The organism is Flavobacterium succinicans LMG 10402, from assembly GCF_000611675.1.
Lineage (GTDB): Bacteria > Bacteroidota > Bacteroidia > Flavobacteriales > Flavobacteriaceae > Flavobacterium > Flavobacterium succinicans.
Genome location: NZ_JATV01000019.1, coordinates 18,332 through 35,407 on the forward strand (window position 1 = coordinate 18,332; position 17,076 = coordinate 35,407).

Annotated in this window: 16 protein-coding genes; 9 read left to right on the plus strand and 7 right to left on the minus strand. The window is 36.2% G+C overall.

The genetic code is table 11. From position 1 onward, the window contains the following. Positions 1 to 127: 127 nt before the first annotated feature. On the minus strand, positions 128 to 1,549 hold the full coding sequence (locus tag AO58_RS0115295; RefSeq protein ID WP_024982531.1) for an ATP-dependent DNA helicase: 1,422 nt from the start codon (positions 1,547 to 1,549) through the stop codon (positions 128 to 130). A gap of 237 nt (positions 1,550 to 1,786) precedes the next feature. On the opposite strand from AO58_RS0115295, the gene AO58_RS0115300 reads away from it, so the two are divergent. Next, positions 1,787 to 2,269 (plus strand): LysR substrate-binding domain-containing protein, encoded by a 483-nt coding sequence (locus AO58_RS0115300; protein ID WP_051536735.1) that lies wholly within the window; start codon positions 1,787 to 1,789, stop codon positions 2,267 to 2,269. Positions 2,270 to 2,492: 223 nt separating this feature from the next. On the opposite strand, the gene AO58_RS0115305 is transcribed toward AO58_RS0115300, so the two are convergent. Both AO58_RS0115305 and AO58_RS0115310 read right to left on the minus strand, forming a co-directional pair. Next, positions 2,493 to 3,113: an L-threonylcarbamoyladenylate synthase gene (locus AO58_RS0115305; RefSeq protein ID WP_024982533.1), complete on the minus strand. Its 621-nt coding sequence runs from the start codon at positions 3,111 to 3,113 to the stop codon at positions 2,493 to 2,495. A gap of 42 nt (positions 3,114 to 3,155) precedes the next feature. Beyond that, a complete protein-coding gene (locus AO58_RS0115310) occupies positions 3,156 to 5,489 on the minus strand; it encodes an ATP-dependent helicase (protein ID WP_024982534.1) in 2,334 nt (777 codons plus the stop codon). 472 nt (positions 5,490 to 5,961) lie between these two features. On the opposite strand from AO58_RS0115310, the gene AO58_RS0115315 reads away from it, so the two are divergent. Further along, entirely contained in the window at positions 5,962 to 6,426 is a 465-nt protein-coding gene (locus AO58_RS0115315) for a hypothetical protein (protein ID WP_024982535.1), read from the plus strand. A 37-nt stretch (positions 6,427 to 6,463) separates the two neighbouring features. Here the strand turns inward: AO58_RS0115315 and AO58_RS0115320 are convergent, their stop codons facing one another. Then, positions 6,464 to 7,231 (minus strand): sulfite exporter TauE/SafE family protein, encoded by a 768-nt coding sequence (locus AO58_RS0115320; RefSeq protein WP_024982536.1) that lies wholly within the window; start codon positions 7,229 to 7,231, stop codon positions 6,464 to 6,466. Positions 7,232 to 7,434: 203 nt separating this feature from the next. On the opposite strand from AO58_RS0115320, the gene AO58_RS0115325 reads away from it, so the two are divergent. From AO58_RS0115325 to AO58_RS0115345, 5 genes are all read left to right on the plus strand, one after another. Beyond that, the gene (locus AO58_RS0115325; protein WP_024982537.1) at positions 7,435 to 7,956 is read left to right on the plus strand and encodes a DUF7935 family protein; all 522 of its coding nucleotides are present in this window, start codon (positions 7,435 to 7,437) and stop codon (positions 7,954 to 7,956) included. A gap of 157 nt (positions 7,957 to 8,113) precedes the next feature. Then, positions 8,114 to 8,521 (plus strand): tRNA (adenosine(37)-N6)-threonylcarbamoyltransferase complex ATPase subunit type 1 TsaE, encoded by a 408-nt coding sequence (gene tsaE / locus AO58_RS0115330; RefSeq protein ID WP_024982538.1) that lies wholly within the window; start codon positions 8,114 to 8,116, stop codon positions 8,519 to 8,521. Between the two features lie 9 nt (positions 8,522 to 8,530). Then, the gene (locus AO58_RS0115335; RefSeq protein ID WP_024982539.1) at positions 8,531 to 9,007 is read left to right on the plus strand and encodes a GNAT family N-acetyltransferase; all 477 of its coding nucleotides are present in this window, start codon (positions 8,531 to 8,533) and stop codon (positions 9,005 to 9,007) included. Positions 9,008 to 9,087: 80 nt separating this feature from the next. Further along, positions 9,088 to 10,281: an alanine dehydrogenase gene (locus tag AO58_RS0115340; RefSeq protein ID WP_024982540.1), complete on the plus strand. Its 1,194-nt coding sequence runs from the start codon at positions 9,088 to 9,090 to the stop codon at positions 10,279 to 10,281. Between the two features lie 38 nt (positions 10,282 to 10,319). After that, positions 10,320 to 10,694, plus strand: coding sequence for a DUF4258 domain-containing protein (locus AO58_RS0115345; protein ID WP_024982541.1), 375 nt, complete (start codon positions 10,320 to 10,322; stop codon positions 10,692 to 10,694). Positions 10,695 to 10,865: 171 nt separating this feature from the next. On the opposite strand, the gene ung is transcribed toward AO58_RS0115345, so the two are convergent. Then, positions 10,866 to 11,570, minus strand: a complete 705-nt coding sequence (gene ung / locus AO58_RS0115350; RefSeq protein WP_051536736.1) for a uracil-DNA glycosylase — start codon at positions 11,568 to 11,570, stop codon at positions 10,866 to 10,868. Continuing rightward, positions 11,563 to 11,898 (minus strand): nuclear transport factor 2 family protein, encoded by a 336-nt coding sequence (locus AO58_RS0115355; protein WP_024982543.1) that lies wholly within the window; start codon positions 11,896 to 11,898, stop codon positions 11,563 to 11,565. Before AO58_RS0115355 ends, ung begins: the two co-directional genes overlap by 8 nt. A 166-nt stretch (positions 11,899 to 12,064) precedes the next feature. Here AO58_RS0115355 and AO58_RS0115360 point away from each other — a divergent pair, with 166 nt between their 5' ends. Both AO58_RS0115360 and AO58_RS0115365 read left to right on the plus strand, forming a co-directional pair. After that, entirely contained in the window at positions 12,065 to 14,230 is a 2,166-nt protein-coding gene (locus tag AO58_RS0115360) for an endonuclease MutS2 (protein ID WP_024982544.1), read from the plus strand. Positions 14,231 to 14,493: 263 nt separating this feature from the next. Further along, positions 14,494 to 14,931: a thiol-disulfide oxidoreductase DCC family protein gene (locus tag AO58_RS0115365; RefSeq protein ID WP_024982545.1), complete on the plus strand. Its 438-nt coding sequence runs from the start codon at positions 14,494 to 14,496 to the stop codon at positions 14,929 to 14,931. A gap of 193 nt (positions 14,932 to 15,124) precedes the next feature. On the opposite strand, the gene glgB is transcribed toward AO58_RS0115365, so the two are convergent. After that, complete coding sequence (gene glgB / locus AO58_RS0115370) at positions 15,125 to 17,032, minus strand: 1,4-alpha-glucan branching protein GlgB (protein WP_024982546.1); 1,908 nt, start codon at positions 17,030 to 17,032, stop codon at positions 15,125 to 15,127. Between the last annotated feature and the right edge of the window lie 44 nt (positions 17,033 to 17,076).

Here is a 17,076-nt window from a genome sequence, read left to right on the forward strand (position 1 = left end):
TCCATATTTTGTTACAACACGAAAGACTTTAACTCATTCGTAATTGTTGTTTTTTACCGAAAATTCACAAATTACACCCATTACTATTTAAATTAAAAATTTGCAAATTTGCGGTTATTTCAAACAATTACTCCACAAAACTATCGTCTTTAAATCCTATCAAATATAACTTATTTTTAGCACGAGTCATAGCGGTGTACAACCAGCGAATATAATCGGTGTCGATTCCGTTAGGCAAATACGGCTGTTCTATAAAAACCGTATTCCACTGTCCACCTTGAGATTTATGACAAGTGATAGCGTAGGAAAATTTAACCTGTAACGCATTAAAATACTCATTGTTTTTGACCTTTTGAAACTGTTTGTATTTCGTTTCTCCTTCGTAATCTTTCATCACTTCTTGATACAATCGATTCGATTCTTCGTAGGTCAAAGAAGGAGATTCGCTTTTTATGGTATCCAATAACAAAACGGTTTCCAAAGGTTTTTGGTTGGGATAATCGACCATTCGGATTTTAACTTTGGCGAATTTAAAACCATAGAGCTCTTTGATACCAAACATTTCAAGTACTTCGATAATATCACCATTGGCCACAAATCCAGCTTCGTCGGAATCTTTTAGCCAAAAATAATTGTTCTTGACCACCATCAAAAAATCACCCGTAGCCAATTCACTTTCTTTATCCAAAATTTTGGCCCGAATTTGTTCGTTGTACTGATTGGCTCTTTTGTTGGAACGTACAATAAAAGCGGTGTCCTCAATGCTGTAGTTACTATAGGCCGAATGAATCGCATCTTGAATATCGTAGCCGTCCACGAGTCGAACGATATCTTTAAATTTTTTCAAATCAAATTGATACTCGGTAACAAAAGAATCTTGGAGTAATTCACGCAAAGCCGTTGCATTGAACAAAATACCCGAATCTTCAGCTTGTCGCATTACCTCATCTAACTCAATATGATCGACTTCTTTGTTGTAATGCAACGATAAAGTTTGAATATCTAAGGCCGGACTAATATCTAAATTGACTGGTGGCAACTGAGCCGTATCACCTAAAAGAATCAGTTTACAATTGGTTCCCGAGTATACATACGAAATCAAATCATCCAAAAGTGATCCATTTTCATATAATTTCGAATCCGAATTGGTATCTGAAATCATCGAAGCCTCATCAACTATAAAAATAGTATTCTTGTGTTTGTTGGGCTGTAATGTAAAAGAAACTCCGCCTCCCGACGATTTTTTGGGGAAATAAATTTTCTTATGAATCGTAAAAGCTGGTTTTTCAGAATAATTAGCGATTACTTTGGCGGCTCTACCCGTTGGCGCTAATAAAACCGCTTTTTTGTTGATGCTCGCTAAGCTATTCACCAGCGTAGAAATTACCGTTGTCTTACCCGTTCCTGCATATCCTTTCAATACAAAAATCGTGTCACATGGAATTTCAGTAAGAAAAATTGCGATTTTTTGAAAAAAAATATCTTGTTGGTACGTAGGCTGAAAAGGAAAATGCTGTTGTAAAAAACTATAAAATTGAGCCGAATTCATAATGCTTTATTTGAGTACAAAGAACGTGCTTTTTTCGGAGTCAAAACACATGAAGTGCTATTGTGTTAAAAAAAAGAATACCCATTAGCCCGAATTAGTTCGCGTGCTACGGTTATTTCATTGGTATAGTACAGCTTAGAAAAGTGTCTTATTATTTTAGTTCTACTTCAAAAAACAGTTTCCAAATGTGAATTATATTTTTTTATTTGCATACCCAAATTTGGATTGTATCCAGAAATGATTGATGGACTTGAGAAAGGTATTTTGGACATTATTATCACTCCGCAAATTGTCACCAACCCTTTGATAACTTTTGAGGCCTTTTTTAAAGAAACGATTATTTTAATAGGTGGAAAAGATATGGATAGACAAGCATTTGATCATCTTTTAAAAACCGCCGATTATCCCACTATTGAAACTTGGTTACAACAACAAAAATGGTATGGCACAACGGGTGATATGGAGCATTTGCGCAAATTTTGGCAATTAAACTTCAACAAGTATCCAGATTTTAGACCCAATTATATTGTTCCGAATATTAACTCTATTGTTAGGTGTTTAAGTTCCGGAAAAGGCTTGGCAATTGTTCCCGATTTTCTTTGCAAAAATGAGATTGAAAATGGATCGGTACAGCTTTTATGGAAAGGACATAAACCTTTGGTTAATAAGCTTTACTTTGCGACTCGTAAAAAAAACAGTCACTTCAAGAAATCGCTTTAATCAAAGAAAAATTCTTAGCTCTATAATTATAAACAAAAAAGGCAGGTCTTTCGACCTGCCAAACGCGACCTTAATATTGTTTTAATAACCAATTAAATATATTAATAATCACATTATAACTATGTATTGAATAAATAGCACCTTAAGATAAGGTAAATATAAAGTAAAAATGCAAATAAGACTACAAAAAAAATATATTTATAAATCTATTTAAAAAAGTAGGCTAAAAAAGATCCAAATCGCCTTTACCCTCTCTAATCACCACAGGCTCATACTCCGACAAGTCAATAATAGTCGATCCAATATTCTCACCATAGCCCCCATCAATAACGATGTCGACCAAGTTTTGCCATTTTTCAAAAATAAGCTCTGGGTCGGTAGTATATTCAATCACATCGTCTTCATCACGTATAGAGGTAGAAACAATAGGATTACCTAACATCTTGACCATTTCAAGAATAATGGCGTTATCAGGAACCCTAATTCCAACCGTTTTTTTCTTTTTAAACTCTTTTGGCAAATTGTTATTTCCGGGCAAAATAAAAGTATACGGCCCTGGTAAAGCACGTTTCAAAATTTTAAAAGTCGCAGTATCGATTTGACGTACATAATCGGAAAGATTGCTCAAATCATGACAAATAAACGACCAATTGGCTTTTTCTAACTTGATACCTTTAATTTTTGCGATTTTCTCCAAAGCCCTTGAGTTGGTAATATCACAGCCTAAACCATATACCGTATCGGTTGGATAAATGACCAATCCCCCTTCTTTTAGTACTTTGACCACTTTAGCTATGGCGGCTTCACTAGGTTTGTCTTCGTATATTTTAATAAATTGTGCCATACTTTTTTTATTTGTTATTGAAGGTTTATCTAAAGGAAGTGCTTACCCTATGACTTCTAATTTAGCAAAACGCAACAGCAATTTCTTGATGCCACCGACTTCAAATTTAATTTCAGCTTTTTTATCAGCACCAACCCCTTCGATGTTTAAAATTTGACCTTTCCCAAAACGTTCATGCATGACCATATTCCCAACGACCATTTGATTGTCAAATAAATTGGATCCTTCTGATTTTGAGGCGTTACCTACAGGTTTTAATTTTCGAACGTTGACCTCCGTTTTTGGTGAAGCATTGCCCGCTGGCTTCGGCGGAGTTCCTGCTGTGGGTTTAGCCAAACGCAACTTGGATTTATCTACATCGCCAAAAATATCACTATCGATTTGTGGTTTATAGCGGTAATTGCTTTCTGCTGGTGTTAAATACTCTAAAAACTGCCCATCAATTTCTTCAATAAAACGCGAAGGCTCACAATCGGTTAGTTTACCCCAACGATAACGGGATTGTGCATAGGTCAAGTACGCCTGATGTTCCGCACGAGTTAAGGCCACATAAAACAATCTACGTTCTTCTTCTAATTCGCTTCGAGTACTCATACTCATGGCACTTGGAAACAAATCTTCTTCCATCCCGACTACAAACACATGTGGAAACTCTAATCCTTTGGCTAAGTGAATGGTCATCAAGGCTACCCGATCTTCATCACTCGTGTCTTTATCCAAATCGGTAGCTAGTGCTACATCTTCCATAAATTCAGACAAAGCTCCTCGGGCACCATCAATTTCTTTTTGCCCTTCGGTAAAATCTTTAATACCGTTGAGTAGCTCTTCAATATTCTGAATTTTGGCCATGCCTTCAGGAGTGGCGTCTTTCTTGAGTTCTTGAACCAAGCCTGTTTTTTTGGCTACATGATCTGTGATATAAAAAGCATCTTGATTTTCATTAATCACCTGAAAACTCTGAATCATAGTGACAAAATCGGCCAATTTATTTTTGGTTCCCGAATTGAGTTTCAAATCAATTTTGTCCACATTTTGCATCACTTCCCAAATCGAACGTTTGTAATGATTGGCAGCAATGGTCAATTTTTCGATAGTCGTATCACCAATGCCTCGAGCGGGATAATTAATCACTCGCACCAAAGCCTCTTCATCTTTTGGATTAATGACTAAACGCAAATAACACAACACATCCTTGATTTCTTTTCTTTGATAAAAAGACAATCCACCATAAATACGATACGGAATATCTCGCTTTCGCAAGGCATCCTCCATGGCACGTGATTGGGCATTCGTACGATACAAAATGGCAAACGAACCATTGTGTAACTGATGTTGCATTTTTTGTTCAAAAATGGTACTAGCCACAAATCGTCCTTCTTCGGCATCGGTCATGCTGCGATGGACTTTTATTTTTGGTCCAAAATCATTGGCCGTCCAAACAATTTTATCTAATTTAACTTTGTTTTTATCAATGATAGTATTGGCGGCTTCTACAATATTTCGGGTAGAGCGATAATTTTGTTCCAATCTAAACGTTTTTACGCCTTCATAATCCTTTTGAAAATTCAAAATGTTATTGATATTCGCACCACGAAACGCGTAAATACTTTGCGCATCATCGCCTACCACACAAATGTTTTGGAATTTATCCGATAATGCCCGTACAATCAAATATTGCGAATGGTTAGTATCTTGGTACTCATCTACCAAAATATAGCGAAAACGGTTTTGATACTTGGCCAAAACTTCCGGAAAACGAGTTAACAACTCATTGGTTTTCAACAACAAATCATCAAAATCCATTGCTCCCGATTTGAAACATTTTTCTACATATTGTTGATAGATCTCACCCAAACGTGGTTTTTTGGCCATAGCATCGGCTTCCATCAATTCTGGATTATTAAAATAAGCCTTCACCGTGACCAAACTATTTTTGTAACTCGATATTCGACTCAAAACTTGCTTAGGCTTGTAAATATCTCTATCCAATTGCATTTCTTTGATAATTCCCGAAATACAACGCAAGGAATCCTGAGAATCATAAATGGTGAAATTAGAAGGATACCCTAAATGATCCGACTCGGCTCTTAAAATTCTAGCAAAAACCGAGTGAAACGTACCCATCCATAAATTCTTAGCCTCACCGGAACCTACGATTTGCGAAATACGATTTTTCATCTCTCTCGCTGCTTTATTGGTAAACGTCAACGATAAAATATTGAAAGCGTCAATTCCTTGATGCATTAAATAGGCAATACGAATGGTAAGAACCCTTGTTTTTCCTGACCCCGCACCCGCGATAATAATCATAGGCCCGTCTTTTTGAAGTACGGGTTCGCGCTGTGCCTCGTTAAGTTGATCAATATATTGGTGCATGTAGTTTTTATTAAAGGTAGGCAAAAATAAGGATTTAAGTACGATATCCGAAAACCAAGTTGTCAATTTCACAAATTAAAAAACACTTCTACGGCGCCAATTTGGACATGACTCCAATATCATCAAGTAAAGAGATTTTAGTTTGAAGCGTAACGATTCTTGACCGAGCGGTTGCGAATTGGCGAGACATTTTAGGTTTTGGAGCAAGTGAATAAAGATCAAATGATTTTCAGTTTTTTCAGCAATGAAGAATCGTTATTCAAAAATAAGCAATCATTTTCTCGTTTAGTCCTTAATCTCAATGACATTACCCTCACGCAAAACCCTACTCCTGCGAAAACCCATAGCCATCCCATATCAAAAGAAACCAACAAAAACGTCCTCTTTACTTTAACATTTTGACTCTTTTGTATTGATAAAGCGATTAAATTTTGTATTTTAGAGCTAAAAATCCATACCTAAAGGCAAAAACATGAAAAACAAAATCTTAGCGTACACGATCTTTTCGTGTCTAGTTCTAGTTAGTTGTAAAAAAGAAAACGAAGCTTCGAAAAAAGTAGACGAAACGCCTGTTTCAGTAGCCTGTTATCAAGCGGTTTTCGAAAAAGACACAGCGACCTTAAAAGTGAACACTTTAAAAGACGGAAGCATTACCGGAGACTTAATCATGAAAGAATTCGAAGTCCCTATCAAAGAAGGAACTATAGCTGGGAAATTTAGCGGAGACACCCTACTAGTAGACTACTCCTATTTGGTTGGACCAACTGACAAAACGATCTTTAAAAACCCACTGGCGCTTCTTAAAAAAGGCAACGAACTCATTCTTGGCAATGGCAAAATTGAAACATATTTAGGCAAAACGTATTTTGTAAAAGGCCAACCCATCGATTATGAAAAGGTAAAATACAAATTCAAAACTGTAGATTGTACCGAATAACACAACACCAAAAGGAGTCTAAAAAGCTCCTTTTTTTTTATGCATAAAAAACATCGTACGCAAAACGAAGCAAGGTTCCAATCACTACCACCAAAAAAAAGATTCGGATAAAACTATTACCTTTATTGATAGCCAATTTTGCGCCCAACCATCCGCCTACCGCATTACTGGCCGCCATAGGCAGAGCAATAGTCCAAATGATTTTACCTTTAACCATAAACAAGCAAATGGAACCAAAATTAGTTGCGAGATTTACCATTTTTGCATTCGCAGAGGCGTGTAAAAAATCGAATCCCATAATAGCAATGAACGCCATGACTAAAAAACTCCCTGTCCCTGGACCAATAAATCCGTCGTACAACCCCACCACAAAGCTTATAGCAATAGCGTTAAAAAGTTGACGTTGAGTTGAACTATTTTTTTCGATGTGTTGTCCAAAATTCTTTTTGGCATACGTATACACCAGCAAAAACGACAATACAACCAACAAAAGTGGTTTCATAAAATCATTACTCACATACGTAAGTAACGTTGATCCCAAAAAGGCCGAAGGAAATGCCAACAGCATCATAATGCCGAGCAACCTCCAATTTAAATCTACTTTTTTCAAATACTGAAATGCAGCAAATGATGTCCCACTAAAGGCCGGTACTTTCAAAGTTCCAATCACAGTTGCTACTGGAAAATTGGGTAACAAAATCAGACCGACAGGTGTTTGTATCAGTCCTCCTCCACCAACAATAGCATCAATAAATCCTGCAGCAAAAGCCGCTAAACATAATAAAAGTAAAAGGGTAATATCCATAATGGTTGTAGTGTGGTAAGGATTTTGGTCACAGCAAAAATAGTAGTATCAAATGATTATGACGATCAATCATTACGAAATTTTAAACCCTAAAGAAAAATACTTACCTACAAAATCTATCTTGAATCGTCCATAAATCAGCCAAACAAGTAAACAATCCTATTCAAAAAAGTTTATTTTTGCACTCAAACCCAATGAAAATCATGGATGCATCAAAAATCATAGAACTAGCTAGCTACACCTTACCCGCTATTATTACTGGAGTAGTGGCGTACCAATTTTTCAACTTACATACCAAAAACGAAGACCAACGTCGTCGTTATTTATTACACAAAGAGGCTCAAAAAACCGCTTTGCCGTTGCGTTTGCAAGCCTATGAGCGTATGACATTGTTTTTGGAGCGCATCAGTCTCAACCAATTATTGATTCGTATTGCCCCTATTTCGGCAGTAAAAACAGATTATGAACAATTATTGATTGCACATATCGAACAGGAATTAGAACATAATTTAACCCAGCAAATCTATATGTCTGAGCAATGTTGGAGTATTATTTTGACTGCAAAAAATGCGACTAACCAAATGATTCGAGTAGCTGCTCAAAAGGAATCGGTGCAAAATGCTGAACAAATGCGTGAAGTGCTACTGAATGATTTATTAGAAAAACAATCTCCAAGTCATGCTGCTTTGGCTTTTATTAAAAATGAAGTGGGTGATTTATGGTAGTATTTTAACTGATAAAAAATTGTTTTTTTTACCATTTCATTTTAAAATTAAACGCTATAGAAATTAAAATTCCTGAAGCACATGCCTAATAATTGTAATAGAAAATAGAGCATAAACTTCGTAAAGATCAGCAACAAAAACCTAAATTTTTAAACGAATGACACTTATCTATTCTATTGAGCAACTCGACCAAGTAGCTAAACAAATACTAGAGCAAAATCCACCTAAAATACTATTGTTCAATGGAGAAATGGGTGCTGGAAAAACAACCTTAATTAAAAAACTTTGCGAAACACTTGGTGTAAATGGCGCAACAAGTAGCCCAACCTTTTCTTTAGTTAATGAATATCAAACTACTGATAAACAAAAGATTTACCATTTCGATTGTTATCGTTTGAAATCAGAAATTGAAGCACTCGATATGGGTATTGATGAATACCTTTACTCTGGCCATTGGTGTTTTATAGAATGGGCAGAAAAAATAGCCTCCTTACTTCCTGAAGAGCATGCTGTACTTACGATTGAAATTTTGGAAGACGGCCACAGAAAAATAGAACTTCAATAACTATTCAACATGAAAAATACCGAAACTGAAGTACAGATTATCCCCTTTTCAATTGAACATAAAGAAGCCATCAAAAGACTAAATATTGAATGGTTGAATAAATATTTTAAAGTGGAACCAAGGGACGAATTGGTATTGAGTAATCCTATAGGAGAAATTATTGATAAAGGCGGAAAAATTTATTTTGCTAAATACAAGCATGAAATTGTAGGAACTGTTTCGTTACTAAAAATAGACCAAACCACCTTCGAATTGTCAAAAATGGCCATTACCGAAAAGGTTCAAGGTCTAGGCATTGGCAGGCAATTGATGAAATATTGTATCGAAGAAGCTCAAAAAATGGGAATCCAAAAGTTAATTTTATATTCTAACAGAAAATTAAAACCTGCCATTCATCTGTATGAATCCTTTGATTTTAAAGAAATCCCTGTTGAATCAGGCGTTTACGAACGTGCCGACATCAAAATGGAGCTCCTTCTAGTTTAAACCAAGTTCATATCATGGTAGCAAACCAAAAATTACTAAAATACTTTTTGTAAATTGTACGCTTAAATTATCCTCTCATTATGTCAATTAGTCCATTTACCAAACAACAACTACTACCTCAAGAAGAAAAACTCGAAGTGGCCAGACATAAAAGTGAGCTCTTTATTGGCATCCCAAAAGAAACCAGTTTTCAAGAAAAACGAATTTGTTTGACTCCAGATGCCGTAAATTCACTTACTTTTCAAGGACATCGCGTTATGATCGAATCGGGAGCCGGTGAAAGTGCAAGCTATAGTGACCATGAATATGCAGAGGCAGGTGCCGAAATTACAAATGACACCGCCAAAGTTTTGGCTTGCCCAATGATTTTAAAAGTAGAACCACCTACTTTGACCGAAATTGAATTGATGCATAACAAAACCATTGTGATTTCTGCCATTCAATTAAAAACCCGTCAAAAAGCTTATTTCGAAGCACTAGCTCGAAAAAAAATTACCGCTTTGGCCTTTGAATACATCAAAGATGAAGACGGAACCTATCCTGCCGTAAAATCGCTTAGCGAAATCGCAGGGACAGCTTCCATACTTATCGCTTCGGAATTAATGATTAGTACCGAATTTGGCAAAGGCTTATTATTTGGCAACATTACAGGAGTTCCTCCAACAGAAGTAGTTATTTTGGGAGCGGGAACCGTTGGAGAATTTGCCGCCAAAACCGCCATAGGCCTTGGCGCTAACGTGAAGGTATTCGACAATTCGATTACTAAATTACGACGTTTGCAAAACAATTTAAACCAACGCATATTCACCTCAACGATCCAGCCAAAATCTTTATTAAAAGCCTTAAGACGATGCGATGTAGCGATTGGAGCCATGCGTGGCAAAGAACGATGTCCGATTGTAGTTACCGAAACCATGGTCGAATACATGAAGAAAGGCGCTGTTATTGTGGATGTAAGCATTGATACAGGAGGCTGTTTTGAAACTTCTGAAGTAACAACGCATGAAAAGCCTACCTTTATTAAAAACAACATCATACACTACTGCGTCCCTAATATCCCTTCCAGATATTCCAAAACCGCTTCTTTATCCATCAGTAATATTATCACTCCCTATTTACTTCAAATTGCCCAAGATGGCGGCATAGAAAGCGCCATTCGCTGTAACAAAGGACTTAAAAATGGTGTTTATCTTTATCATGGAATCCTTACTAACAAAGCAATTGGAGAATGGTTCGGCATTCAGGATAATGACATTAATTTAATTGTATTTTAAACCTACTTTGAATTACATTTGCAAAAAAAATCAAATTCATGAAATTTCAATATCGTTTCGCTTATTATCTAATAGGACTAATCATGGGATTGTTTGCCGTTGCAGCCATTTTTTCTGGTAAAGACACCCGTTGCAACTATTTCCCAAACGCAAGAGTTTTGAATGACTTAAGCAACAAACCCTTTATCTACTCAGAGAAAGCTTCTCAAATTTTAAGTGAAAAATGGATTGACACTATTGACATTAAAAACACTTTAAAGTTTGGTGATGTAGATTTTTACAAAAGCAACCTCAGCGTAGCAAAAGGAAAACTTTACACTGTGCATGGAAAAACCACCCAAAATCAAGAGATTACTCTAGAAGTCATTAACTATTCAGATAAAGCCGTTTTGAAAGATATCATCAAAAAATAATACTTTTAAGTGCTAAAAAAAGGAGCTCGTCAAAAACAACGAGCTCCTTTTTTAATATATACATTTTATTTATCTCACTATTTGGGCGTTACCACAAGGGTCTGGCTTTACACTTCAATCCCCCAAAAAAAAACACCGTAATGAATAGCAATAAGTGATAACAACAAGTTTTTACTCTCTATTCAACCAATCCACAGGTGCAAATCCTTTTTCCGTTAAATAAGCGTTTGTTTGTGAAAAATGTTTATTCCCAAACCATTTTCCTTGATTAGCACTCATAGGCGATGGATGACCCGATTCTAAAACCAAGTGTTGCGTTCGGTCAATTTTATTGCCTTTTTTTTGTGCAAAACTTCCCCAAAGTAAAAAAACAAGCTGTTGTTTTTCAGAAGCTAATTTTTCGATAACAGCATCTGTAAACTTACTCCAAGCCAAATGTTTGTGGCTATTGGGACTGTCTTTTCGAACACTCAAAGTAGCATTCAACAACAAAACTCCTTGTTTTGCCCACGCTTCTAAATTTCCCGAAGTAGGCATAAAAATAGCACCCAAATCATCCGTTAGCTCTCTGTAAATATTGCGTAAGGATGGTGGGATTTTAACTCCATCATTCACCGAAAAGCTCAAACCATTAGCCTCGCCTTCTCCATGATAAGGGTCTTGACCAATGATAACTACTTTTACCTCTTCTAATGTACAATGATTAAAAGCAGAAAAAATCAAGTCTTTTGGCGGAAAACAGGTATGATTTTGATATTCTTCATCCACAGCTTGCATCAATGTTTTAAAATACTCGGCTTCTATCTCGTCTTTTAAAAACAATCCCCAATCTGACGCCAAGTACAATGATTTAGGTTCGGACTTTAAATTATTCATATTCAAAAAATACTTGAGTTATTTTTCCACCTTCCACTTTATACATTGCGATTACTTGAACTACCTCTCCTGACGCTCTTCCAATGACTTTTTCTTTATCAATAACCAAATTCCCTAAACTCATTCTCTCATTAACAATTGCCTTTTGATTTGGATTCATTGCCCATGCCTTTGCATAATGATTTTCAAAATTGATAGTACCAGAATACTGCAATAGATTAGGAAATTTATACACTTGAACATCCTCTGAAAAACAAGCTACAAATCGCTGCAAATCTTGAACATTATAAGCTTCTAATTGTTCTTGAACTAATTCTTCTGGAGTCATACCTTTTTTTTGTTCAAATGTAAAAATTGTTTTCGATAGTGAGAATCTATTTTATTTATAGTTGGCATAAAAAAGTATTTATTGAATATAAAAGGAAGCTATCGACTAATAATGCGAATACTCAAAAAGGAATACTTATTTTTGCATACCAAAATTAAACGATTTCATGATTGCTATCACCGAAAAAACATTACAAGACTTACAATTCCCCACTGTGCTCGAAACCTTATCGGATATTTGCAATACCGATATTGGTAAAGAAAAAGCACTAAACATAACGCCTTTCAGAGAGAAAGAAACGTTGATGGAAGCTTTGTTGCAAACCTCTGAATATGTTTCTTCTTTTCAAAATAACAATGCCATTCCGAATCACGGATTTGACGTAATTACTCATGAAATCAAATTTCTTGGAATTGAAGATAGCTTTCTCGAAGTAGGAAGTTTTAGAAAAATTGCTACGCTCTCCAGCACAAGTAATTTCTTATTGAATTTCCTAAAAAAATTCGAAGACTATTATCCTAATTTGAATGCTAGAGCCGCTAGAGTAGAATACACCAAAAATATCATTACGCTAATTGATGAAGTCGTAGACAAATATGGTGAAATCAAAGACAATGCTTCTCCAGATTTACTCAACATTCGAAGAAATATGAACGTGGTTCGTGGTAAGGTAAACCAAAGTTTCGGTGTGGCCTTATCGCAATATAACGGATTGGGATATTTGGATGATATCAAAGAGAGTTTTGTACAAAATCGCAGAGTTTTAGCCGTTTTGGCGATGTATCGTCGTAAAGTAAAAGGAACCATTTTAGGAAGTTCGAAAACAGGCAGTATTGCTTATATCGAACCAGAAGCTACTTTGAGATATTCGCGTGAATTGAGCAATCTCGAATATGAAGAAAAAGAAGAAATCACCCGAATCTTAAAGCAATTATCAAACGCTATACGTCCGTATTTGCCTTTGCTTATCGAATACCAAGAGTTTTTGAGTGATATTGATGTTATTGCTGCGAAAGCCAAATATGCCAACAAAATCAATGCTATTTTACCTCAAATCAGTGAAGAAAGAAGGTTATTTCTAAGAGATGCTTACCATCCAATTTTGTATTTGAACAACAAACAAAAGAACGAAGTTACCCATCCACAAACTATAGAACTCAACCAAGATAACCGAATCATCGTTATTTCTGGACCCAATGCGGGTGGAAAAACCATTTCCTTAAAGACCGTTGGCTTATTACAATTAATGTTGCAATCGGGTATGTTGATTCCGGTACACGAACGCAGTGAAACCTTTTTGTTTGACCGAATTTTAACGGATATTGGCGACAATCAATCCATAGAAAATCATTTGAGTACCTACAGTTATCGCTTAAAAAACATGAATTATTTTCTAAAAAAGTGCAATAGAAAAACCATGTTTTTGATTGATGAATTTGGTACAGGTTCCGACCCAGATTTGGGTGGCGCACTTGCCGAAATTTTCTTGGAAGAATTTTACCATCGTGAAGCTTTTGGAATCATTACGACCCACTACTCCAATTTAAAGATTTTGGCTAATGAATTGCCTTGTGCACAAAATGCCAATATGCTTTTTGATGAGAAAACATTAGAGCCGTTGTATAAACTCGTTTTGGGGCAAGCGGGTAGCTCTTTTACTTTTGAAGTAGCTCAGAAAAACGGTATCCCGTTTGGCTTAATCAATCGTGCCAAGAAGAAAATCGAAACCGGTAAAGTACGTTTTGACAAAACTATTGCCACGTTGCAAAAAGAACGTTCTAAACTCGAAAAAACCTCTCAAGTACTAAAAGAAGAAGAATCGAAAGCCAGAGAGGAAAGTAAAAAAATGGAAAACATCAATGTAAAAATCAAGCAAAAACTGGAAAGCTATCAGGAATTGTATGACAGCAATCAGAAGACGATTTACATTGGTCAAAAAATAGAAGACATTTCAGAGAAATATTTTAACAATAAGAACAAAAAAGAACTTATCGGTGAGTTTTTGAAAATCATTGAAATAGAAAACTCTAAGCGCAAAAAGGTTTCTGCCAAAGAAGCCAAAGTCATCACCGAAAAGAAAAAAGAGATCATCAAAGAGGTTGAAGTCAAGGTCGAGGAAATTCGAACAATCAAAAAAGAAAAGAAACTGAAACCCGTTGTTGAAAAACCAAAACCTATTCTAAAATTAGGCGATAGAGTGCGCATGGCGGATGGAAAAGCGGTGGGAACGATTGATAGTATTGAGAAAAATAAAGCTACTGTTAATTACGGTATTTTTACTTCGAAAGTAAGTTTAGACGAATTAGAATTAGTGGAAGCGTTTAAGAAATAAGGTTTGAACAAGTTAGCTTAAAATTTAATATCCTTTTATGGACAATTAATGTATTAGACTTGATAATCTGAACAAGATATTTGCATTCAATAAATAAAAACACACCCCTAACCCCTCTCAAGAGGGGAATTAGTTCGCGTTAACATAAAACATTAGGTTTTTTTTAAATCAAATTTTGAAATCTTAAACGCAAATCTTAAATCTAAACACAAAAAAAAAATTTGCGAATTTGCGGTAATCCAACATATTCTCAAACCTAAATTATGACCAATAAACCAATGCAACAATCGCTATCGCTTCCTGAAAACAAGAAAATCATCCTTTTTGATGGCGTTTGCAATTTGTGTAATACTGCCGTACAAACCATAATACAACACGATAAAAAAGATGTGTTCCGATTTGTAGCTTTACAAAGTGAATTGGGTATAGCTATACAAAAACACATTGGTATTGATACTCGCAAAATAGATAGTCTTGTTTTTTATGCACCAGGGGTTTCGTATTCTTATAAATCGGAGGCGGTTTTGGACATTGCGAAGGAGCTTGGCGGAATTTTTAGTTTGGCTATTGTCTTTAAAATCCTTCCCTCTCCCCTTTTGAATTCCATTTATGATTATATCGCCAAAAACAGGTACAAATGGTACGGTCAACAAGAACATTGCTTATTGCCTACTCCTGAATTGAAAGCAAAATTTCTTTGATTCCAGAATAGTACTTATGAAAACGCTTGCGTGAGTGATGGCAGTGGAGCTCTCCCGATTTTTTCTATCGGGAAGCGGGAACGTACAGCACGACCTCCTCTAGCCTTTTTCTGGCTAGAGGAGGGCACGCCCAAATAAAAAATCGTTTATAAAACTTCTGTCTTATAAACGATTTTATTTTGAATGCACAAGGCTATTTTATTTTGAACACTGAAATCGCCAAAGGAGGCAACGTCAAGGCGATGGAATAATCTCTGCCATCATAAGGTGTGGCTTCGACTTTTAGTTTTCCGCTTTGTTGCACGCCACTTCCGCCAAATAACTTGGAATCGCTGTTGAATAGTTCGATTAACTCACCTTTTCTTGGAATCCCAATGCGATAATTTTCTCGAACTACTGGGGTGAAATTGCAAATCACAATCAAATCATTCTTTGCATCATTCCCTTTTCGGATATAAGTCATAACTGCATTCTCGTGGTCGGAATAGTTAATCCATTCAAATCCCTCAGGACTAAATTGCTTTTCGTACAAGGCAGGCTCAGACTTATACAAAGTATTCAAGGCAGTAATCACGGCTTTGATTCCTAGATGAAAAGGATATTGTAGCAAATGCCAATCGAGACTTTGTTCAAAATTCCACTCAGCGCTTTGCCCAAATTCGCTACCCATAAACAGCAGTTTTGTTCCTGGATGCGTGAACATGTACCCGTATAACAACCTTAGATTGGCATACTTTTGCCATTCATCACCTGGCATTCTTCCTGCTATAGAATGTTTTCCATACACCACTTCATCGTGAGAAAGTGGCAACATAAAATTCTCTGAAAAAGCATACGTCATAGAAAAAGTCAACTCATTTTGATGGTGCTTTCTATAAACCGTCTCTTTTTGAAAATAATGCAAGGTATCGTGCATCCAACCCATCATCCATTTCATTCCAAAGCCTAATCCACCAGCAAAAGTTGGTCGAGACACCATAGGAAATGAAGTACTTTCCTCGGCTATGGTTTGCACACCTTCGTAATTGGCATAAACGGCTTCATTAAAATCTTTAAGGAAACTTATCGTGTCTAGGTTTTCGCGTCCACCAAAAATATTTGGTTCCCATTCCCCATCGTTTCTAGAATAATCTAAATACAACATAGAAGCCACAGCATCAACTCGCAATCCATCCACATGATAGTGGTGCAACCAAAACAAAGCATTACTTATCAAGAAAGAACGCACCTCGTTTCGACCATAATTGAATACCAAACTTTTCCAATCAGGATGGTAACCTTTTCTGCGGTCTGGGTGTTCAAACAAGTTAGAGCCATCAAAAAAACCTAGCCCGTGCGCATCATCAGGAAAATGAGAAGGTACCCAATCCAGAATTACTCCAATTCCTGCATCGTGTAAACGATCCACTAAATACATAAACTCTTGCGGGTTTCCAAAACGAGAAGTAGGTGCAAAATACCCCACCAACTGATAACCCCAAGAGGGATCATAAGGATATTCCATTACGGGCATGAACTCAACGTGTGTAAATCCTGTTTCTTTGACATACCTCACAAGGTCTTCGGCCATTTCAGTATAACTTAAGAAACTATTGTCATCCGCATGGCGTTTCCAAGATCCCAAATGCACTTCATAAACAGAACAGGGTTTATCTAGCGCATTGTGCTCTTTTCGAGACTTCATCCATTTGTCATCGTCCCATTTATAATCCAAATCCCAGATTACTGAGGCGGTGTGTGGCGGTTTTTCGCAATAAAAAGCAAAAGGATCCGCTTTCTCAGTAACTATACCGTTGTTGGAGGACTGAATTTTGTATTTATAAGTTGTGCCTTTAGTGATATTTGGAATAAAACCTTCCCATATACCCGAAGCATCCCAACGCACATACAACTCATGATTGCCTGCTATCCAATAATTAAAATCTCCAACCACAGAAACGGACTGCGCAGAGGGTGCCCAAACGGCAAAATATACTCCTTTCACGCCATCCACTTCAATTGGATGTGCGCCTAATTTTTCATAGAGACGAAAATGCTTCCCAGCTTTAAATAAATCGATATCAAATTCAGTGAAAAGAGAATGTACTTGTACTTTATTCATTTATTTGGTGTAGTATAAAGATGAAAAAAAAGGTGTTGTTTTCA